This is a genomic window from Kumtagia ephedrae (genome assembly GCF_003012745.1).
Classification (GTDB): Bacteria; Pseudomonadota; Alphaproteobacteria; order Rhizobiales; family Rhizobiaceae; genus Kumtagia; species Kumtagia ephedrae.
Genome location: NZ_PXYK01000038.1, coordinates 13,906 through 34,456 on the forward strand (window position 1 = coordinate 13,906; position 20,551 = coordinate 34,456).

General features: G+C 62.7%; 20 protein-coding genes. 11 read left to right on the top strand and 9 right to left on the bottom strand.

The annotated features are described in order from the left end of the window. Positions 1-74: 74 nt before the first annotated feature. The 3 genes from C7I84_RS26605 to C7I84_RS26615 all read right to left on the bottom strand — a co-directional run bounded on the left by C7I84_RS26605 (position 75) and on the right by C7I84_RS26615 (position 3,264). Positions 75-488 carry a response regulator gene (locus C7I84_RS26605; protein ID WP_280954238.1) on the bottom strand — a complete coding sequence of 138 codons (414 nt, stop codon included), beginning with the start codon at positions 486-488 and terminating at the stop codon, positions 75-77. Positions 489-676: 188 nt separating this feature from the next. Then, positions 677-1,294: a response regulator gene (locus C7I84_RS26610; RefSeq protein WP_106775250.1), complete on the bottom strand. Its 618-nt coding sequence runs from the start codon at positions 1,292-1,294 to the stop codon at positions 677-679. A gap of 8 nt (positions 1,295-1,302) precedes the next feature. Further along, the gene (locus tag C7I84_RS26615) at positions 1,303-3,264 is read right to left on the bottom strand and encodes a sensor histidine kinase (protein WP_106775251.1); all 1,962 of its coding nucleotides are present in this window, start codon (positions 3,262-3,264) and stop codon (positions 1,303-1,305) included. A 388-nt stretch (positions 3,265-3,652) separates the two neighbouring features. Between C7I84_RS26615 and C7I84_RS26620 the strand changes: the two genes are divergently transcribed. The 10 genes from C7I84_RS26620 (at position 3,653) to C7I84_RS26665 (ending at position 14,341) form a co-directional block, all read left to right on the top strand. Next, positions 3,653-5,761, top strand: a complete 2,109-nt coding sequence (locus C7I84_RS26620; protein WP_207771074.1) for an alkyl/aryl-sulfatase — start codon at positions 3,653-3,655, stop codon at positions 5,759-5,761. Between the two features lie 182 nt (positions 5,762-5,943). Further along, positions 5,944-6,756 carry a hypothetical protein gene (locus C7I84_RS26625; protein WP_207771075.1) on the top strand — a complete coding sequence of 271 codons (813 nt, stop codon included), beginning with the start codon at positions 5,944-5,946 and terminating at the stop codon, positions 6,754-6,756. Between the two features lie 866 nt (positions 6,757-7,622). After that, a complete protein-coding gene (locus C7I84_RS26630; RefSeq protein ID WP_425351405.1) occupies positions 7,623-8,000 on the top strand; it encodes a MarR family winged helix-turn-helix transcriptional regulator in 378 nt (125 codons plus the stop codon). A gap of 151 nt (positions 8,001-8,151) precedes the next feature. Then, on the top strand, positions 8,152-9,357 hold the full coding sequence (locus C7I84_RS26635; RefSeq protein ID WP_106775277.1) for an MFS transporter: 1,206 nt from the start codon (positions 8,152-8,154) through the stop codon (positions 9,355-9,357). Positions 9,358-9,383: 26 nt separating this feature from the next. Then, entirely contained in the window at positions 9,384-10,391 is a 1,008-nt protein-coding gene (locus C7I84_RS26640; protein WP_106775253.1) for an aldo/keto reductase, read from the top strand. Positions 10,392-10,425: 34 nt separating this feature from the next. Next, entirely contained in the window at positions 10,426-11,610 is a 1,185-nt protein-coding gene (locus C7I84_RS26645) for an acetyl-CoA C-acyltransferase (RefSeq protein ID WP_106775254.1), read from the top strand. Between the two features lie 23 nt (positions 11,611-11,633). Continuing rightward, positions 11,634-12,038, top strand: coding sequence for a tautomerase family protein (locus C7I84_RS26650; protein WP_106775255.1), 405 nt, complete (start codon positions 11,634-11,636; stop codon positions 12,036-12,038). 77 nt (positions 12,039-12,115) lie between these two features. After that, the gene (locus C7I84_RS26655) at positions 12,116-13,153 is read left to right on the top strand and encodes an NADP-dependent oxidoreductase (RefSeq protein WP_106775256.1); all 1,038 of its coding nucleotides are present in this window, start codon (positions 12,116-12,118) and stop codon (positions 13,151-13,153) included. Continuing rightward, a complete protein-coding gene (locus C7I84_RS26660) occupies positions 13,128-13,988 on the top strand; it encodes an SDR family NAD(P)-dependent oxidoreductase (protein WP_245428620.1) in 861 nt (286 codons plus the stop codon). The genes C7I84_RS26655 and C7I84_RS26660 overlap by 26 nt, the downstream gene beginning before the upstream one ends. Before the next feature lie 56 nt (positions 13,989-14,044). Further along, complete coding sequence (locus C7I84_RS26665) at positions 14,045-14,341, top strand: YciI family protein (RefSeq protein ID WP_106775258.1); 297 nt, start codon at positions 14,045-14,047, stop codon at positions 14,339-14,341. Between the two features lie 63 nt (positions 14,342-14,404). Here C7I84_RS26665 and C7I84_RS30445 read toward each other — a convergent pair whose 3' ends face one another. Genes C7I84_RS30445 through C7I84_RS26675 form a run of 3 tightly spaced genes read right to left on the bottom strand, consistent with a single transcriptional unit; the run spans position 14,405 to position 16,789 of the window. Then, positions 14,405-14,680, bottom strand: a complete 276-nt coding sequence (locus tag C7I84_RS30445) for a ketopantoate reductase family protein (protein ID WP_245428621.1) — start codon at positions 14,678-14,680, stop codon at positions 14,405-14,407. Further along, positions 14,641-15,339, bottom strand: a complete 699-nt coding sequence (locus C7I84_RS26670; protein WP_207771077.1) for a 2-dehydropantoate 2-reductase N-terminal domain-containing protein — start codon at positions 15,337-15,339, stop codon at positions 14,641-14,643. Before C7I84_RS26670 ends, C7I84_RS30445 begins: the two co-directional genes overlap by 40 nt. A 55-nt stretch (positions 15,340-15,394) precedes the next feature. Beyond that, complete coding sequence (locus C7I84_RS26675) at positions 15,395-16,789, bottom strand: MATE family efflux transporter (protein ID WP_245428622.1); 1,395 nt, start codon at positions 16,787-16,789, stop codon at positions 15,395-15,397. A 169-nt stretch (positions 16,790-16,958) separates the two neighbouring features. Here C7I84_RS26675 and C7I84_RS26680 point away from each other — a divergent pair, with 169 nt between their 5' ends. Further along, the gene (locus C7I84_RS26680; protein ID WP_106775259.1) at positions 16,959-17,441 is read left to right on the top strand and encodes a MarR family winged helix-turn-helix transcriptional regulator; all 483 of its coding nucleotides are present in this window, start codon (positions 16,959-16,961) and stop codon (positions 17,439-17,441) included. Positions 17,442-17,553: 112 nt separating this feature from the next. On the opposite strand, the gene C7I84_RS26685 is transcribed toward C7I84_RS26680, so the two are convergent. From C7I84_RS26685 to acuI, 3 genes are read right to left on the bottom strand one after another with little or no spacing between them, the layout of a single operon-like run. Next, entirely contained in the window at positions 17,554-18,405 is an 852-nt protein-coding gene (locus tag C7I84_RS26685; RefSeq protein ID WP_106775260.1) for an alpha/beta fold hydrolase, read from the bottom strand. A 28-nt stretch (positions 18,406-18,433) separates the two neighbouring features. Next, positions 18,434-19,435, bottom strand: coding sequence for an NADP-dependent oxidoreductase (locus C7I84_RS26690; protein WP_106775261.1), 1,002 nt, complete (start codon positions 19,433-19,435; stop codon positions 18,434-18,436). 39 nt (positions 19,436-19,474) lie between these two features. After that, positions 19,475-20,461, bottom strand: coding sequence for an acrylyl-CoA reductase (NADPH) (acuI, locus tag C7I84_RS26695; protein WP_106775262.1), 987 nt, complete (start codon positions 20,459-20,461; stop codon positions 19,475-19,477). Positions 20,462-20,551 lie beyond the last annotated feature (90 nt).

Sequence of the window (20,551 nt, forward strand, 5' to 3'; positions counted from 1 at the left end):
CCGTTGAGACGCTTTTCTTGCAAGACGCTTGGGCCAGAGACTTGGCAAGCTTCATCGCGACCCAAGCTTCCAGATCAACTCAAGGGCCGCCCTTTCAGCGCAGTGCGCGCAGACGAGGAAACGTAGTGGCCACCGCCAAGAACCGTTTGGACTGCGGCGAGCAGTTCGTCGCCCGCATCGGACTTCACGACATATCCGGCAGCTCCTTCGTCGACCGCTTTTTTGATAATGGCCGGCTCATCTCGAACTGACACGAAGATGATGCGGGCGGTCGGATGCGTGGCGAGGATGTTGCGTGCCGCAACCAGCCCGCTGATGCCTGGCATCGCGATGTCAGAAATAATGATGTCGGGCATGTTTGCATTCACTGCCGCAATCAAGCCCCCACCATCCGGCACGATGTCGACGTCATAGTCGACAAGCAAGGATCGAAGCTGCTCAGCCATCTCAGCATGATCCTCCGCGAGTACGAGACGTTTGCGTGGCAAGTGAGGTCTCTCTCGGCTTGAGTATGGGGCCCGCTACTCGTTGGATGCTACGAGAGCAGCCAGGCCGGCGCATCCGGGAAACCCCCGAGACCAAGGCGTGGGAATCACGGGGTTGACGGGCCGGAAATCACGGGGTTGGGGGGCGGCAAATCGCAGGATCAGGGTTCGGGAAAAACCCGGAAACCAGGTCAGTCGGCAATGAACCCCTGCTTCACGGCAAATCTGATCAGATCAGCCGTACTCTTGACGCCGAGGACGTGCAGCAACTGCGATTTGTGATCCTCGACAGTGCGCACGGAAATCTTCAATTCAGCGGCAATCTCCTTCATGCGCTTGCCTTGCGCGACCATTCGCAGGATTTCTCTTTGGCGATTGGTAAGGTGGTGATCTTGTCGATCGGCAGACCCAGAAATCGTCTGCAAGACATCCCCCGCGATATGCGGTGTCAGATATATGCGGCCGGCCATGACGGCGCGTATGGCTTCAAGCAGTTCTTCGCCAGCCGCCGCCTTCAGAAGATATCCGCATGCCCCGGCGCGTATGGCTTCAGCAGCAACGCTCGCCTCAGTGTGAACCGTCAAGAATATGAAGCGCGCTTTGGAGTGCTCAGACTTGAGCTGACGCAGTGCGTCCAAACCACTCATCACCGGCATGGTGATGTCCGAAACAATGATGTCCGGCTTAAGATGCCGCGCTTGCTCAACGAGTTGCTGCCCATCGGCGGCCCGTCCAACCAGATCTGCGACCCCATCGATCAACCGGCCAAGTGCTTCAGCAACCATCACATGGTCGTCCGCAAGTATCACCCGCGGTCTCAATGCCTCTCTCCCGTCGGAATGACGACGGTGGTGATAGTACCTCGACTGGACGACTCCACCTCGAAACTCCCCTCGAGCATTTTGACGCGTTCACGCATGCTCAGCAGCCCGATCCCATGCTGTCCGTTCGAGCCATTCTCCTGGAACCCACCTCCGTCGTCGGTGATCCGCATCACGACCTGTCCATTCCGACGTGCAAGCGATATGCGGGCCGTCCTGGCATGGGCATGCTTCGTTATGTTGCGAAGCGCTTCCTGTGCGACCCTGTACAGGCACAGTTCGATGTCGTCCGGGAGTTCGGACCATCCGTCGGCGACCTCGACATCTACCCTTGTGCCGGACTCACCGTCGATTTCCTCGCAGCGGCCCCGCAACGCCTCCAGCAATCCGACATGCTCAAGCGCTCCCGGATGCAGGTCGTGCGACAAATCCCGCAGGTCCTTCGCCAGCCCCACGACCTGCTGCTGAAGCCCAGAAAACTCGGTTCGCGCGGTATCATCGGGATCCGGGACTCGCCGCTTGAGGCTGCTCAATCCGATTGACAGCGACGCGACGCGCTGCCCGACATCGTCATGGAGTTCCCGCGCAATTCGGGTCCGCTCCGCCTCCTGCGCATAGATGAGCCGGCCAGCCAATTGGCGAACCTGGTCGTAGCTGACGCGAAGTTCGCCTTCCTTTGCGCGAATGTCGATCTCGGCCGCGCGTCGCTTGGCCCGTTGCACGAGAAAGCTCACAATGAGAAGTGTCTGAAGGACGATCAGCGAAATCGCCCCGACAATGTACCAGCGATAGAGCTCCCATACGCCCGGTGACCGAAAACGAACTTCGCTGCCCGGCGGCAGGCTGGCTTCGCCGATCCCCCATCGCTGCAATTCCCGCCAGTCGTAGACCGGGAGTCCCAGTCCAAGCAGCGGGGTCTTGATGTCGCCTGCCTTCTCGCCGCCAAGGATACGCAGCGCAGCGTCAGCGGTTTGCTCGCCGATGGCCTGGGTTTGATCCGCAGGCCCGCCAACCGAGCCCAGCCCCAAATGGTAGTCGCCATAGCCGAAGACTGGTACGGCAGCGACTTCGCGTATCCGCGTGAAGGCGACATCTAGCGGGTGCACGTTGCCTGCTCCATCCACGGCCAGCATGAAATAGAGGACTGCCGACTGCGGCGGCAGGTCTGCGACCCGCTCCAGGATTTCGTCGAGCGGCAACGCGTTCAGCCATTCGAAGTGCACGCGATCGGCAAACGGCTGAAATTCGTTCTGCAGCTCATGTGCCCAGAATTGCTCGTTTGGAGAATTGCCGACGACGATCGCGATGTTCTTGGTCTCGGGCAGCACACGCAGGATATTCTCGAGGAAGGCCGCAAGGTCGAGCTTGACCCCGATGAAGGTGTCATTGGGCGTGAGGGCGGCAGCCTCCATCAGCCTTGAATCTACACCCGATATCACCATGGGTGTGTCGGCAAACAGCTGCTGCCGGTACTCCTCGACGAAGGCGGCCGCCGGCCCGCCTTGAGCCACGATCAAATCGAGTCTGCGTCCGGAAAAGACATCCTGCAGATATTCGACGAGCGAGCCTTCGTTCTCGGGCTCCTGAAACCGCGCCGTAAAAATCGACGCCTCGTAGAAATCGAGGAGATCCGGTGATCGTTTGATCAGCGCCGCCTGAAAGCTCTTGGTCATCTCGCTGAAAGGCGCAAAATCACGACCGAACGAGTGCAGCAAAAGTATGCGTTTTGGATCTGCTGCATTCGTCGCAAGCGTGGAAATCAGGAGGAAGACCCCCAGCAGCCCAACCCCATGCAGCAACGTCCTTGAGGGATATCCCATCATGATTTCAAGATAGCAGTTGCGGGGCGCGAGCGAAATGTCATCGCGATGCTCAAGCGCGACTCCGTCGATAGCTTGAAGGTCTGCTTCGAAGAAGCGCCAAGAATGTCCGGTTATGGCGCAACCGATCTCCACCATGCTCGCCGGCGACGGCTGCTATCAGGCAGGGGCTACGCTGAAATCAACAGCCGATATGCGGCGCATTACCGGCTGGCTGTTTTTGGCCGGAACCAGGCCGTCTGCTTTCCGGATGCATTTGCGAAGGGCAGCCCTAGATGACCAGCCGCGAGCCGTGGGAAGAGGTCGCATATGGCCAAGAAAGAATTTAGAAATACTCTAAAACGCCTCGAATACGTATGACTCGACAATGACACGTCAAGCACGCGACCTGCGATTCGCGTTTCTATTTGGAAGCGAGTTATAAATCTAGATCAACAACCGCAGCTATAGTACTGTTTGCGGCAGTCGGGGGCGATTGCGGAGATACTGCTCTGCTATAGCAAGCAACGTGCCCAGGGAGGATGAAATGACCGTTCGGAGAAATGGTTTTGTCGTTGCGCTTGCCGCGCTCTTGATTGGAACTTGCAAATTGGCCTTTGCCGCCGGCGAGGGCAGCGTGTTGGCAGACCCCGGCGCGATGGAGGGAAAGCACTTTCACCCAAAGGGCAAAATGCCCTCGCAATTCACTATCGACTTCCAGAATGCGCAGCGCAAGACGCTCCCATTGGATGATCAGCGCGACTTCGAGGAAGCCAAGAGGGGTTTCATCGCGGCCCCGCCCTACAAGCAGATCATGGCCGAGGCCGGCAATGTGGCATGGGACATGGAGAGCTACGAGTTCCTGCTGCAGGGCAAGGATTTCGACAGCATTCACCCCTCACTGCAGCGTCAGGCTATCCTGAACATGGCGTACGGTCTTTATGAAGTCGTACCAGACAAGATTTACCAAGTACGCGGCTTCGATCTCGCCAACATAAGCTTCATCAAGGGTGACACCGGCTGGATTGTGTTCGATCCGCTGACCACGAAGGAAACCGCCAAGGCGGCGCTGGAATTCATAAACGAGAAGCTTGGAACACGCCCGGTGGTGGCTGTCGTCTACTCGCATTCTCACGCAGATCACTTCGGCGGCGTGCGTGGCGTTGTCGACGAAGCCGACGTCAGGAGCGGCAAGGCCCAAATCCTTGCACCAGTCGGGTTCATGGAGCATGCGGTTGCCGAGAACGTTTACGCGGGCAATGCCATGACCCGGCGCATGTTCTTCCAGTATGGTGTTCTCTTACCGCGCAGCCCGTTCGGTCACGTCGACCAATCGATCGGCAAAAACACGGCCGCCGGCAATGTAGGTCTAATCGAACCCACCCGTTACATCGAGGATGATTTCGAGGAGTTGACGATCGATGGCGTGAGGATGGAGTTCCAGAACACGCCTGGTACCGAAGCGCCGGCCGAGATGAACACCTACTTCCCGGATATGAAGGCGTTCTGGGCTGCCGAGAATATTACTGGCACCATCCACAACATTTACACGTTGCGTGGTGCGCTAGTGCGCAATCCATTGGCTTGGTCCAAGCATATCAATACGGCGCTTTATCGATACGGTCAGCTAGCTGACGTGATGTTCGCGTCACACAGTTGGCCTCGCTGGGGCAATGACCGTATTCAGGAAGTGATGCGCACCCAGCGCGACGTCTATGCGCACCTCAATAATGAGGTGCTGCACCAAGCGAACAAAGGGGTGACAATCAACGAAATCCACACCAGCTACAAACTACCCAAGAGTTTGCAGGACCAATGGGCAGCCCACAGCTATCACGGCTCGGAGGAACACAACAGCCGCGCCGTGATCAACCGTTACCTTGGCTACTGGGATGCCAATCCCGCTACGTTGATCCCACTGTCGCCGCGCGACTCTGCTCCGCTTTATGTCGAGATGATGGGCGGCGCCGAGAAGATCATGGCTAAGGGCAAGGAGTTGCACGATCAGGGTAAGTATCTTGAAGCGATGGAAATCCTCAACAAGCTCGTCTACGCCGAGCCTGGAAACCAGGCCGCCAAGGACCTGCTGGCCGACGTCTACGAACAGATCGGCTATCAAAAGGAAAGCCCCAGCGTTCGGAACAGCTTTCTAGCGGCTGCCTATGAGCTGCGCTCGGGGGTGCCTGGGGGCGCATCGCCCAAATCGGGTCCAGACGTGATCCGGGGAATGTCGACCGGGCTGTGGCTCGATTTCCTCGGCATCAGCTTGGATTCCAAGAAAGCCGAGGGAATGAAGTTCACTATCAATCTGGTCACGCCGGATAACGGGGAGAACTACGTCATCGAAATGAGCAATTCGACGCTCACCAACATCAAGGGTCACCTTGCGAAGAATCCGGACCTGACCGTCACGCTCAATCGTTCGGATTTGGAGCAGGTCATGGGTGGTAGGTCGACCTTTGACGAATTGCTGGCGTCGGGGAAAGCGAACTTTGACGGCGACCGCAAATTCTTCGACGATGTAAGGAGCACTCTGAGTGTGTTCCCCCCGGACTTCGAGCTAATCCCGGGAACGAAACCCTCCGAAAGCAGCGCGCCTTCGGCGAAGAAGGACCCCTTCGAGGTCGATGGACCGGCCGATACCTCGGGCGGCTGACGTTTGTGCCCTCAGCCCGTCGCCTCGCGCGACGGCTGAGGTTCCACTTCAGCAGGTCATAACCTGCAGCTATCGATTGTTGTGTCCGTAGCCGCTCGTGGCCACAAGTGTACCTGGCCAAGCTTTTGAGTGGCCGTAGGGTGCTAACGATTGAGGGCGAGACCAAGGCAGGAGCAAATAATATGCGTAGCCTCATCTTGGCATTGGCGGGAATCGCGGGGCTGCTCGGCCCAACATTCGCGAAAGCTGCAGATGTTTCAGCCGACGCACCTTCAGAAGCACCGTCGCCAGCAAGCGAATGGACTTTCAGCGTGGCGCCCTATCTCTGGGGTGCCGGACTGGAAGGCGATGTCGGGCTTTTCGGCCGCGAACCGATCAATGTCGATCTTAGCTTCGACGATATTTTCGACAATTTGCGTTTCGGCGGCATGGTCGTGGCCGAGCTCCACAACGGCACTTGGGGTGTGTTCGGCGACCTAGTCTACGTAAAAATCGAGGCGGACGAATCGATCACGCGGGAGATTGGAGGGGTTCCCGTTGCTCTTTCCGGCGGCGTTACCACGAGCAGCCTAACGGCAACGCTCATGGGCGAGTATCGCGCTTTGGCGACGAACGAGGCAACGGTGGACCTCATGGCGGGCGCCCGCATCTGGAGCGTGGACAACGACATTGAGGTCGCCTTGTCGGCGGGTGATGTCCCGCTCGCGGCATTCAGCGGCAGCGACGGCAGCACGTGGGTGGACCCAATCATCGGCGTCAAAGGTCGTTATGATATCAGCCCGTCCTGGTATCTGACTGGATGGGGCATGATCGGCGGCTTCAGTGCTAGCTCCGACATCACTTGGGATTTGCTGGGCGGGGTCGGCTATCAGTGGAGCGAGCGGCTTTCGATCGTCACCGGATACAGGGCGCTCGCCGTCGACTATGAGGATGACGGTTTTTTCTATGACGTGATCCAGCAAGGTCCGATATTGGGCGCGGTTATACGCTTCTAGGGATGACAGGCCCAGATCAGCGAACTTGAGCGGCTTCCACTCGACAAAGCACGCTGCGAAACAGCGGGAGAACTAAAACCTGGCCGAGGCCGACATCTTGACTGCTGCCACTATCATCCCGACTTTTACCGGCAAGGGCGGCGACGACAATGGCAACTCGCCAACATTCAAAGTCGAGGTTAGGCCCTTGGCACATCGCACTAGAAAGGCATCGCAGGCAGTCGGTTAAACGTCCCCTTGTGGGTGTCTTAGGTATCCCCTCGAACGACTGAATTGGGGGCGCAAAGCTGCCATCCAACGCCGATGCGTGCTCCGCCTTGGGCCAAAATACGTCATTCGACTGTAAGCGATTCGAACTTTTCATCGCCGATCACCGCCGTTACCACGCTTTTCGCCCCTGGTTGTTACCCGCTCTTTGCGCAAGCGTAGTTCCGGCGGCGATTGGCGGTAATTCTCGGTGGTGGCGTGGTGGAAATGACAGAATTGGCGCGCCGCACCGGGCGATGATGAGAACTACGTCTACGCTATAGCCCTCTAAAATGATCCTCTGATGTTGGCGCAACTAGCGGAAAAATCACATAGGATTTTGCCGGTTTGGCCATCACGCCGTTCCGATGCGGCGTAAGAGCCCACCACGTATAGGTTTTGTTTTGCACGGGAGGTGGCAACGTTTTGAGCGCCGCGTCCTTCATCTTGAGGACGAGATTGAGGCGTTCCGATCTCGTGTCGCGCCGGCGCCGGTAAGCAACACCGATGCCCAATGACGGCGGAGAGTGAATGGCCGGCCGTTGTCATGGGCCGGTCGCCGGGTCGACATTCATCGAATGAGGGTATATACATGTATCATGTCTCGCTGTTATTGTTCCATGCTGCGCTCAGCGACCCGAAGGATAGGCTCGGTCTACGATCGGGCGCTCGCGCCGCTGGGCATCAACATCGCCCAGTTCTCCCTGCTGCGAACCATCCAGCGTCGCCAGCCCGTGAGCTTGACGGAGCTGGCCCGGAGCGTCGAGCTGGATCGATCGACGCTCGGGCGCAATGTTCGGGTCTTAGAGCGTCTCGGCTTGGCGGCGATGGACCGCGGAGAGGATGATCACCGCGAGGCCGCCGTGAAGCTCACAGCCCGTGGAGTCGAAATTCTCGAGAAGGCCGGTCCGCTCTGGGAGGACTGCCAACGCAAGATCGAGACCCAGCTCGGCCCCGTGAAGGTGACCGCATTGCATGAGATACTTCGTTCCGTCTGATTTTTGCCCATAAACGGGCATATGCCCGTGTCTGGAGACGTTCGTGACAGGTCCAACGCCGCAATCCTCGCAATCACCTCCCCTGCCGGACCGTCTTGCCGCGCGCGGGGTCCATTACGGGTGGGTCGTCGTCGCCGTGACCTTCCTGACGATGATGGTGGCGGCGAGCGCGGTCGGTGCGCCGGGTGTTCTGATTGGCCCCTTGCAGAGGGAGTATGGCTGGACTGTCGCGGACATCTCGGCTGCCTTCGCGGTACGCTTCCTGCTGTTCGGCGCAGTCGGGCCTTTTGCTGCCGCGTTCCTTAATCGCTTTGGCGTCAAGCGTGTCTGCGTCTTCGCGCTTGTTCTTATCGCTGCAGGCGTCGTTGGCTCCTTCGCCATGACCAGCCTCTGGGAGTTGTTCCTGCTTTGGGGTGTCGTGGTGGGCCTGGGCACCGGTTTCACCGCCATGGTACTCGGCGCGACAGTCGCTACCCGCTGGTTCGTGGCCCGCCGCGGGCTGGTAGTCGGCCTGCTGAGCGCCAGCGTCGCAACCGGCCAGGTGCTGTTCCTGCCTGCCTTCGCCGCGCTGTCCGAAGCCTGGGGATGGCGACTCGCCCTGGGGCTACTTCTCGCCATGCTGGCGGTTGCAACGCTCCTCGTGCTGCTTCTGATGCGGGACCGGCCGGTGGATGTCGGTCTTCTGCCCTATGGCGCCACCGAGGCGCCGGCCGCAGCCTCGCACAACGCGTCTTGGGTTGACACCTTGATTGCGCCGATCCGCGTGCTCGGGGAGGCATCCCGTACCGGGACCTTCTGGATACTGTTCGGCACCTTCTTCATTTGCGGTGCCACGACGACAGGCTTGGTGCAAACCCATCTCGTTTCCATCTGCGGCGACTTCGGGATCGCTGCGGTGACGGCTGCGGGACTGTTGGCGGCCATCGGCGCGTTCAACTTCATCGGCACGATTGGTTCGGGTTGGTTGTCGGACCGCTTCGACAGCCGTTGGCTGCTGTTCTGGTATTATGGCCTGCGCGGGCTCTCGCTGTTCTATCTGCCCTTCACCGATTTCGGATTCTACGAACTCACCCTGTTCACCGTCTTTTACGGTCTGGACTGGCTGGCGACCGTTCCGCCCACCGTCAAGCTGACGACCGAACGGTTCGGGCCCAACGCCACCATCGTCTTCGGCTGGATTTTCTTCGGCCATCAAATCGGTTCCGCAGTCGCGGCTTATGGCGCTGGCCTGACCCGCGACGTCTACGCCACCTACCTGCCGGCATTCTTTATCGCTGGGCTCCTCTGCCTCGTCGCCGCGCTTGCCGTCTTTGTGATCCGCCGCTCACAGGGCGGCGCGGAACCGCAATTGGCCTGACCCTTCCAGAGACGAAAGGCATCTCCATGGACTACACGACCTTCGGAACCACAGGGCTTCAGGTCTCGCGGATCGCGCTCGGAACCGGCAATTTCGGGACTGGTTGGGGGCACGGCGCCGACCCCGACACGAGCAAGGCGATCTTTAACGCCTATGCCGAGGCCGGCGGCAACTTCATCGACACGGCGGATGTCTATCAGTTCGGCCAGTCGGAAGAGATCCTCGGCGGCCTGCTTCAGGGCCGGCGCGAGGAGTTCGTGCTGGCCACGAAATTCACTAGAGGCGATGCGCCAAATGCCGGCCGTCTGGTCACCGGAAACAGCCGCAAGGCGATGGCGGCTTGCGTCGAGGCCAGCCTGAAGAGGCTCAAGACGGATCGGATCGACGTCTACTGGGTGCACTGGCCGGACAATGTGACGCCTGCCGAGGAGATCGTCCGCGGCTTCGAGGATCTCGCGCGCGCCGGCAAGATTCTTTATGCGGGCCTTTCGAACTTTCCGGCCTGGCGGCTGGCGCGCGCGGTCACACTGGCGGAGCTGACCCGTGCGGTCCCGATCGCTGCGGCACAGTTCGAGCACAGCCTCGTCCATCGCGAGCCCGAAGCGGACCTGTTCCCTGCCTCGCAGGCGCTGGGCCTCGGCGTCGTCACCTGGTCACCGCTGGGCGGCGGCATGCTGACCGGGAAATATCGGCAAGGCGAAAAGGGCCGCGCCGAAGGCTTCGGCGGCAAGGTGTTCCAGCCGGAAAACTCCGAGCAGCGCACGAAAATCCTCGACACGGTTCTGGAGATCGCCGGAGAGCATGGCGTCAGCGCCGACCAGGTCGCGATCGCCTGGGCCGGCAGCCACGGCGCGGTCCCGATGATCGGCCCGCGCTCCGTGGCGCAGCTTGCCAGCAATCTCGGCGCTCTCACCGTCGCGCTCTCGGACGAACAGATCGAGCGGCTCGATTGTGTCAGCAGCCTCGACCCGGCCGGGTCGAAAAGGACGGCCGTGCCGACCGGCACACAAGGTGTTCGAGCTCCGGTCGCCTGAGAGACGTGCATTCTACTCCAATTGGGAGAAACCCATGAGCACCACCGACATCATCCTCGCCCATCCGGTCCGGACCGCCATCGGCGCCTATAACGGAACGCTGAAGGGCGTGCCCGCCACAGAGCTCGGGGCGATCGCCGTGAAAGAGACGCTCAAGCGCGCCGGCCTGTCGGGAGAGGACATCGGCACGGTGGTCATGGGCAACGTCATCCAGGCCGGCAACCGCATGAATCCGGCAAGACAGGCGGCGCTCGGCGGCGGCCTGCCGGTGTCCGTGCCGGCGCTGACCGTCAACCGCGTCTGCGGCTCCGGCGCTCAGGCGATCCTGAGCGCCGCGCTGGAGATCGCCGCCGGAGCGAGCCATGCCGCCATCGCCGGCGGCATGGAGAACATGGACCGCGCGCCTTATCTCATGGATAGCGGGCGCTGGGGCTACCGCATGGGGCCCGCCCAGATCCTCGACAGCATGCTGACGGACGGGCTTAACGATGCCTTTTCAGGCGAGCACTCCGGCTGGCACACCGAAGACCTCGTCACACAGCTTCAGATCACGCGCGAGGCGCAGGACGCCTTCGCGGCACGCTCCCAGCAGCGTTTCGCGGCGGCCCGGGACGCCGGAAAATTCTCGGACGAGATCGTGGCTGTCGAAATCAAGGGCCGCAAGGGACCCGAGATCTTCGACACCGACGAGGCGCCGCGCCCCGATACGACGGCAGAGACGCTCGCCAGGCTGAAACCCGCCTTCCGCAAGGAGGGGACGATCACCGCCGGCAACGCGCCCGGCCTGAACAGCGCCGCCGCTGCGATGATCGTCGCCGAGCGCGGCTTCGCCGAGACCAGGGGCATCGAACCGTTCGCCCGTCTGGCGGGCTTCGGGGTCGCCGCCGTCGAGCCGGGTCTGTTCGGCCTCGGACCCGTTCCCGCCGTGCGCAAGGCGCTCGACCGCGCCGGCTGGACGCTCGGCGACATCCAGCGGATCGAGATCAACGAGGCCTTCGCGGCCGTGCCGCTCGCGATCATCAAGGAGCTCGGGCTGCCCGAGGACATCGTCAATGTCGAAGGCGGCGCCGTCGCCCATGGCCATCCCATCGGTGCGACAGGAGCGATCCTGACCACGCGTCTCCTTTACTCGATGAAGCGCGACGGGCTGTCGAAGGGCATCGTGACGCTGTGCATCGGCGGCGGACAAGGCATCGCGCTCGCGATCGAGACGCTCTGATCCCCGCGGCGAAAGGACCAGCCATGCCCGTTTTCAACGCCCATATTCCCGCAGGTTGCTTCTCGCGTGAGCAAAAGCGTGCGCTTGCGGACGCGCTCAACCAGTCCCTCGTCCAGGGCCTCGGAATCCCGGAGGACGACCGCTTCGTCATCCTGAGCGAGCACGGCCCCGACGAACTGTTCATCCATCCGACATTCTTCGGCATGGAGCGCGATCCGGCCAATGCGATGATCGTCACCGTCATGATCGGCACGCATCGTCCCCTGGACGACAAGCGCAAGCTGGTGGCGGCCATCAACCGACTGGTCGTCGAGGCCGTCGGCATTTCGCCGGACGATATCTTCGTCACCCTCGTCCCGATCCCCAACGAGAACTTTTCATTCGGCAGGGGGGAGCTTCAGTTGGCGGACGCAGCACCCCGCTGGTAGGCCGCCGAGCCGATGCAATTCGCCAGGGCGCGGGTGCGGAGCCCGCCTTTGCCCGCCGCATAAGGGAGTTAGGCCTCATGACGACAACACCGCATCTCAATCGCCGGGTGCTCCTGGCTTCCAGGCCGGAGGGCACGCCCACGCTTGAGAACTTCCGCTTCGAGGACAGGCCGGCGTCTGATCCGGCCGAAGGCGAAGTTCTGCTGAAGACACTCTATCTCTCGCTCGACCCGTATATGCGCGGCCGAATGAGCGCCGCAAAGTCCTATGCCAAACCGGTCGAAGTCGGAGACGTGATGGAGGGCGGCACGGTCGCGCAGGTGCTTCAGTCCCGCCATCCCGACTTTGCCCCGGGCGATATCGTCCTTTCCTATTCCGGCTGGCAGAGTTTCTCGGTCTCCGACGGCAGCGGATTGCGAAAGCTCGATCCGCCGCAGGCGCCGGTCACCACCGCGCTGGGCATTCTCGGCATGCCCGGATTCACCGCCTATTCCGGCCTGCTCACGATCGGGCAGCCAAAGCCCGGCGAGACCGTCGTCGTCGCGGCGGCCAGCGGGCCGGTCGGATCGCTGGTTGGGCAGATCGCCCGGATCAAGGGGGCGCGGGCCGTGGGCATCGCCGGCGGGGCGGACAAATGCGCCTTCGTGCGCGACGAGCTCGGCTTCGACGCCGTGGTCGATCATCGCTCTGCGGACTTCGCCACGGAACTCGCCTCCGCCTGTCCCGACGGCATCGATGTCTATTTCGAGAATGTCGGCGGAAAGGTCTGGGATGGGGTCTTTCCGCTCCTCAACGACTTCGCCCGCATTCCGGTCTGCGGCCTCATCGCTCAGTACAACCATGCCGGAGACAGCTTTCCCGGCCCCGACCGCCTGCCCGGGCTGATGCGCGCGATCCTGAGCAAGAGCCTCCTTCTGCGGGGCTTCATCCAGCGCGAGTTCGTCTCCCAATATCCGGATTTCCTGCGCGACGTCTCCGCCTGGATCGCATCGGATGAGGTTCGCTACCGGGAAGACATTGTCGACGGCCTCGACAACGCCCCGTCAGCCTTCATCGGCCTGCTCGACGGCCAAAACTTCGGGAAGCTCATTGTCCGGGTCGGTGACGCCGAATGACGGCCGCCAAAGCCGCATCGCGATCCGCCCTTGGGGGAAGAAGGAAAGCGAGATGATATCCAGTTCGGAACCAGGGGACGCGGCCATCCGCGGAAGTATCCTGATTGCCGGTGTCGGGTCCGCCCAAGGCCTTGGGGCGGCCATCGCGCGCCGATTTGGCAGGGAGGGCTATCCTGTCGTGATCGCCGGACGCAATGCCGAGAAGCTGGAAGCGACCCGGTCCCGGTTGGACGCCGATGGCATCACCGTCCGCGCGACATCGGGCGATGTGGCAAACCAGGAAGATGTGAAGCGTTTCGTCGCCGCCGCCGCGGAGCAGGCGCCGCTCGCGGTCGCCGTCCACAACGCCGGCAGCAATCGACCCGCGCCGTTCCTCGAGTTGCTGCAGGAGGAATTCGAGGCGCATTGGCGCGAACATGCGCTGGGAGCCTACCACCTGGCGCGCGCAGCCTTGCCCGCACTGCTCGCCCGCCAGAACCGCGATCAACCCTTCAGCCATGGGCCGAGCCTCATCTTCACGGGTGCGAGCGGCAGCCTCCGGGGCAAGGCGAATTACGCGCCATTCAGTGCCGCGAAGGGCGCGCTTCGCAACCTCTCCCAGTCTCTTGCGCGCGAATTTGGCCCTTGGGGGGTGCATGTCGCGCATGTGGTGATTGACGGCGGGATCGCCGGCGAGCGCCTGCTGTCGAAGCGCCCGCAGTTGCGGGACAGCCGTGGCCCGGACGGTCTTCTGAACATCGACGCGATCGCCGACGCCTACTGGACCCTGCACCATCAGCATCGCAGCGCCTGGACACAAGAGCTGGATTTGCGGCCATGGTCGGAGAGTTTCTGAGATCAGGCCGTGCGGGACACATGCCCGTTTCTGAACAACAGGAGGGAGGTCAAGCGATGAAGTATTATCTTTGCAAGTACATACCGCCACGAGCGGATTTCCTCTCGACGCTTAACGACGAGGAAAAGCAGTGGATGGCGAAGCACAGCGACTTCTTGAACGAACTGCTCGATCGGGGAACGATCGTCGCCCATGGCCCGGTCATCGACCCGGCCGGCGGGTATGGCGTCTCGCTGTTCCGGATCGAGGATGATGCGGATATCGCCGCGATCACCGCGGCCGATCCCATCGTCCAGCAGGGAATCGGCCATTACGAGCATTATCCAATGCTCCATATCCGATCGAAGGGCTGAGCCGACGCTGCGACGCATCGGCTGACCGCCATTGGCCGCGGAAGCGCAGGACCCCCCTGCGTCCTACTCAGGCTTCGGTCGGCGCTGCCTTTCGTAGACCTGCAGGTGGCAGAAGGCCGTACGCAGAAGCGGCGCATCGAGGCCGCGGCGCTCGGCACGTTCCAGCATGTCGCCGACGATCGCGTCCGCCTCGATGCGCGGCGCGCCCTGGGCAATGTCGCGCATCATGGAGGCTGCCCACCCCGAGCTCCTGTCGAGCAGTCGCGCCTCCAGCTTCTGTACGTCGTCGGCCGTGAGCGCTATCCCCTCGGCCTGCGCCACGCTGCGGCATTCGGACATTGCTTGCCGCATGAGGCGTTCGCCGTCACGGGTCGCGCCACGATGTCCGTAACGGTGCCGCGCATCAGGCAGTTCATCATGGCGCCCGACGCCAGCATCACCCACTTGTTCCAGAGCGCATGCACGACATCGGAAGCGTGACTGCGCAGGCCGGGCGACTCTGCGAGCGAGCCGTGGAGAGCGGCCGCCATTGGTTCGCCCGCAGCCGAGCGGGCGCCGACGACAATGACGTCGTTCGTCCCGGCGTGGCGGATCACGCCATCTGCTCCCAGCGTCACGGCGATATAGGCAACGCCGCCGAGCACGCGGTCTTGGCCGAACTCGGCATCCAGATGATCATAGACCCCAAAGCCATTGAGGAACGGCAGGATGACGCTGCCGGGCCCGACCGCGGGCCGAATGTCCTGAATGGCGGAGTCGAGATCATATGCCTTGCAGGACAGGACGATCGCGTCGAACGGCGTTTTCAACTCGTCGCTGGAGATCGCATTGACGGGACCGTCGAAGTCTCCCAGCTCGCTGCGCACGCTCAGCCCCTGAGAAGCCAACGCCGCTCGTCTCCCTGGCCGCACGAGAAAGGTGACGTCGGCGCCCGCCTGCAGGAGCCTGGCGCCGTAATAGCCGCCGATCGCGCCAGCCCCGACCATCAGAATCCTCATCTGACTATCCTCCATTCCGAGTGGTCGAAAGCGGTGCGCGCGTCGCCCCACGCCGCTATTGCCTGCGGTGTTTGAACCAGCTTCCCGACGCGACAGCCCAGAAGACGCAAAGGCCGTAGATCGCCATCGCGGCCGCGCCGAGGACGAAGAAGACGGTCAGCGATCCGGTCAGCGCCAGCGCGGCCCAGCCCACGCCTGCATAGAGTGTCAGTCGTAGCGCGCCTGCCAGCAGCGGCCATTTCAGCCGCCCGGCTCCCTGGGACGCGAAGTAGAGGGCAAGGCCCATGGAGAAGAAGCCATAGAAGGGGCCGACGATCCGGAGATAGTGCGCGCCCGTCTCGATCAGATGGGAGTCCGTGCCGAACAGCCGGAGCCAGATTTCGGGCCAGAACGCTGCCGCGAGGCCGACGGCGGAGCCGATGAGGAAAGCTATCAAGCCGCCTGCGACGGCAATGCTGCGGGCGCGCTGCGGCTGGCCCGCACCGATATTCGCGCCGACCAGGGCGACCATCGGGGCGCCGAGACCAAAGGCCACCGGAATCAGAAGATATTCCAGCCGAGCCGCCGTGGCGTAGCCGGCAAGCGCTTCGGTGCCGGCATAGGCGCCTACGATGGCTGCCGTCGACGCGATCAGGACGTTAGTGATCAGCGGGTTGAGGCAGGCCAGGCCACCGACGACCAGGATACTCCGCATCGGGCTCCATCGCATGGGGCCGGCTCTAAGCCTCGCGACATTGCGGCCACTCAGGCAGTACCAGCCCAGAGTGGCGGCGCCGGCGAGCTGATACAGCACCAATGCCCAGGCTCCACCGGCGACCCCAAGCGCCGGCAAGGGGCCGCAGCCGAAGATGAGGCCGGCGCAAACCGGGACCAGCAGCACCGCGCCACCGCAGATGACGGCCCCCGGCACGAGCATATTGCCAGTGCCGCGAACGACGCTCGCCAGCGCACTCATCAGCCACAAGGGCACGAGGCCGAGGAAGACCACCTGTCCGTATTCTTGCGCCGCCACGAGCGATGCGCCTTCGGCACCGAGAAGGCGGAACAGCGGTGCGCTGAAGGCCAGCAGCAGGACGGTGAACGCCAAGCCGATAGCGGCGCTGAGCACGGCTGCATGGCGCGCCAGATCGTCCGCGAGTGCGCCATTCCCGGACCCCAGCGCCCGAGCCACTGCCGCGGAGATGCCACCACCTAAAGCGCCCTGCGACATGTTCTGCATGAGCATCAGCACGGGCACGACGACTGCCACGCCAGCCAGCACGTCGGTCCCGAGTTTAGCCAGCAGCCAGACTTCGACGAGGCCGGTCGATGCCAGAGCCAGCATCATCAGGACGTTCGGCCAACTCATCCGCAGCAGCGTGGGCACGATCGCGCCATGGAGCATGCCGTGCAGGCGCGGATTGGCCTTCTGCAGCGCCGGGGCAGCCTGGAGCGACGACAGCTGTGTCACAGGCGCGCGAGGACAAAGAACATCGATCAGCCTCCGGAGTTAATGGCATATGCACGCATCTGTCGACGCATTTGCGTGCATATGCCAGTATCAGTCAAGCTGTTCCGCTGTTGATCACCCAGCGTCGCGATTGCGCTGGAATGCGACCGCAGTTTTGACGGAGCCCGGGATGCAAGCATCGAAACGTGCGAAGGATCCGCTGATCTGCAATGGGGCGGCCTTGCGCAAGGCCACTCGCCGGATCACCCAGCTCTATGACGCCGTCCTCGCGCCTTGTGGGCTCTCTGTCTCGCAGCGCTCGGTGCTCGTGCATATCGCGCGCGCTGGCGAGCCCACCATGAGTGAGCTGGCGCAGGCGATGGTGCTCGATCGCTCAGCTCTTGCCCACAATCTCAAGCCGCTTCAACGGGACGGTTACGTCGTGGTGCGGCGTGACGAGGTCGATGGCCGCAGCCGCCGGGTCGTACTGACGGAGGTCGGGCAGGAGAAGCTGAGCGCGTCCCACCATCTCTGGCGCTCCGCCCAGGACCGCTTCGAGGCGGCTTACGGCGTTGAAAGGGCGGCCGATCTTCGCCTGGCCCTGGCTGAAATCTTTTCGGATGATTTCGCAAAGGCATTCAATCGGGCCCGGGCTGCACCGTCGTCAGGATGACGGTTGCGCGACCCGCGCTCACTGCTCATCGCCGCGGGGGGCCAGGGACGCTTGCGAACGTGAACGCTGCTCTGAGGCCGGCCCGTGTTCCTGTCGGATCGAGGCTCACCTATCAGGCGGCCAGGAACGCCTTGGCCTTCGTCAGGAAGGCATCGTGATACTGGAAGATGCCGCCATGCCCGGCGTCGGGGTAAAGGACGAGTTCAGCCCCTGGGATGCGGCGCGCCAAATCGGACGAGTTCTCACTCGGTACCATGATGTCGTGATCGCCGTTCGCCACGAGGACGGGCGTGCGGACGGCATCCAGCGGCTGCCGCGCCTGGAGGCCCCAGGCCTTGATCGCCTTCAGCTGGCGCAGGAAGGCCGTCAGGGAGACCGCCTTGTCGCGATCGCGGGTGCGCTCCTTTAACCGTGCAAGGAATGTCTTGGCCGCCCGCCTGCTTGCCGCGCTCGACGTGAAGAAAAGATAGAATTTGGGATCGCGGAAGGTCAGGAGGCCTTTGATGATGAGCGGCCACGATACGGCGCCGACCCGCTCGATCCCGGCACCACCCGCAGGACCCGTGCCGGCGAGGATGGCGCGGCGGACGAGATCGGGTGCGTCGAGGAGGATCTGCTGCGCGACGAAGCCGCCGAGCGAGAAGCCGATCAGGTCGATCGACGTCAGTCTCAGCGCGCGGATCGTGGCGATCGTGTCGGCGGCCATCTCGGCGACGCTGAGCGGCGCTGTGCCGCCGGAACTGCCGATGCCGCGGTAATCGAGCGCATAGACCGGCCGATCCGCCGCCAGACCCTCGACGATGGGGGGATCGAAATTGTCGAGGTTCGCGCCCCAGTGATTGAGCAGCACCACCGGCACGCCGGCGTCAGGCCCGAGACGGCGATAGGCGAAGCGCGTGCCGGCAGCCTCGACGTGGCGGGTGAGTGCCGTCTTCCAATCTGCACTGCGGATGTAGGTGGCCATGGTGGAATCCTTATTTCCCGGTATCGTGTCACTTCAGCGTGACGACGACCTTCCCCTTGGCGCGACCGGTGTCGATGTAGGCGAAGGCGTCGTTCAGCTTCTCGAACGGGAATGTGCGGTCCACGACCGGGCGGATCGTGCCGTCTTCGATCAGCTTCGTGATCCGGCCGAGCTGCTCGCCGTTGGCGCGCATGAACAGGAACGAATAGTCGACACCGGCGCGCTTCGCCTTGCGCCGGATGCCCCAACTCATCAGGCGCAACACGAGCCGCAGCATCGCATTCAAGCCTTGGGCGCGGGCGAAGGCCGTATCGGGTGGGCCGGAGATGGAGATCAGCTTGCCGCCGGGCTTGAGGACCCTCAGCGATTTCTCCAGCGTCGCGGCGTCGAGGCTGTTGAGGACGACGTCGTAGCCCGAGAGCTCTTCCTCGAACTTCTGGCTGCGATAGTCGATGACGACATCCGCCCCCAGTTCTTTCACCATCGCGGCATTGGCGGCGCTCGCCGTCGTCGCGACGGTCGCGCCGAGATGCTTGGCGAGCTGGATGGCGAAGGTGCCGACACCACCCGATCCGGCATGGATCAGCACCTTCTGTCCCGGTTTGATCTGCGCGCGCTCGACCAGCAGCTGCCAGGCGGTCAGCCCGACCAGCGGGATCGACGCCGCTTCCGTCATCGACAGATTGGCAGGCTTGAGCGCCAGATCGGATTCGCTGACGGCGATCCGCTGGGCAAAGGTGCCGATCCGCCCGTCGCGGGGGCGGGCATAGACGGCGTCACCGACCTTGAAGCGCCGTACATTCGCGCCGACCTTGACGACGGCGCCGGCCAGGTCATGCCCGAGCACCAGCGGCGGCTTGTAGGGCAGTATCGGCTTGAACGCGCCGTCCCGGATCTTGGAATCGAGCTGGTTGAGTCCGGCGGCCTCAACCTCGACCAGCACGTCGTCGGGACCGGGCACGGGCTCGGGCATGTCGCCGAGACGCAGCGCCTGTTTCTTGCCGTAGCGGTCGAGGATGAAGGCCTTCATGCTGTCTCTCTCATCGGTTCGAGAACCCTGACGGAATTCTCAGGCATTGACGTCGATGACAGTGCGTCCCTGGATCTTGCCTTCAAGGACGCGCCTCGCGATATCGGGCACGTCGGCGAGGCCGACCACCGTCGTCGTGCGGGCGAGTTTGTTGAGATCGAGATCACGGGCCAGACGCGACCAGGCCTCGATGCGGACTTCCTGCGGCGCGTTGACGGAATCGATGCCGGCAAGCGTGACATTGCGCAGGATGAACGGCAGGACGGTCGCGGGCAGATCGAGGCCCTGGGCCAGGCCGCACGCCGTCACGACGCCCCGATATCGGGTCTGGGCCAGCACATTCGCCAGCGTATGACTACCCACGGAGTCCACCGCACCGGCCCAGCGTTCGCCCGCGATCGGCTTTCCCGGCTCCGAAAGCGTGCGGCGATCGATGACTTCGGCCGCGCCGAGCTCGCGCAGATAGTCAGCTTCTTCGAGACGGCCGGTCGAAGCGACCACGCGGTAGCCGAGATCAGAGAGCAGCGCGATCGCGATCGATCCGACCCCGCCGTTGGCGCCCGTGACGATGATATCGCCGCGATCGGGTGTGATGCCGCCATGTTCCAGGGCCAGCACGCACAGCATGGCTGTGTAACCGGCCGTGCCGATCGCCATGGCGTCCTTCGTTGAAAAGGGTTCTGGGATTTTGACCAGCCAGTCGCCGCTCAGCCGCGCCTTCTGAGCATAGCCGCCGTGGTGGGTCTGGCTGAGGCCCCAACTGTTCGCGACGACCTTGTCGCCCACCGCGATGCCGGGATAGGACGAGGCTTCCACCGTACCGGCAAGATCGATGCCCGGGACCAGCGGAAACTGCTTGATGACGTCGATCCGGCCGCTCAGTGCGCCCGCGTCCTTGTAGTTCACGGTCGAATAGTCGACCCTGACCGTGACATCGCCCGGCATCAGATCGGCGTCGTGGAAGTCGGTCACCTTCGTCGAGAGCGCTTCGTTCTCTCGCGTGGCCACAAGTGCTTTGAAAGTCATTGCGCTATTCCTTTTGGGGTCGTTGATCACCGCGCGCATGCGATGACGGCGTCGATTGGGTTGCGTCGAAGGGGCATCGAAGCGTTGCGC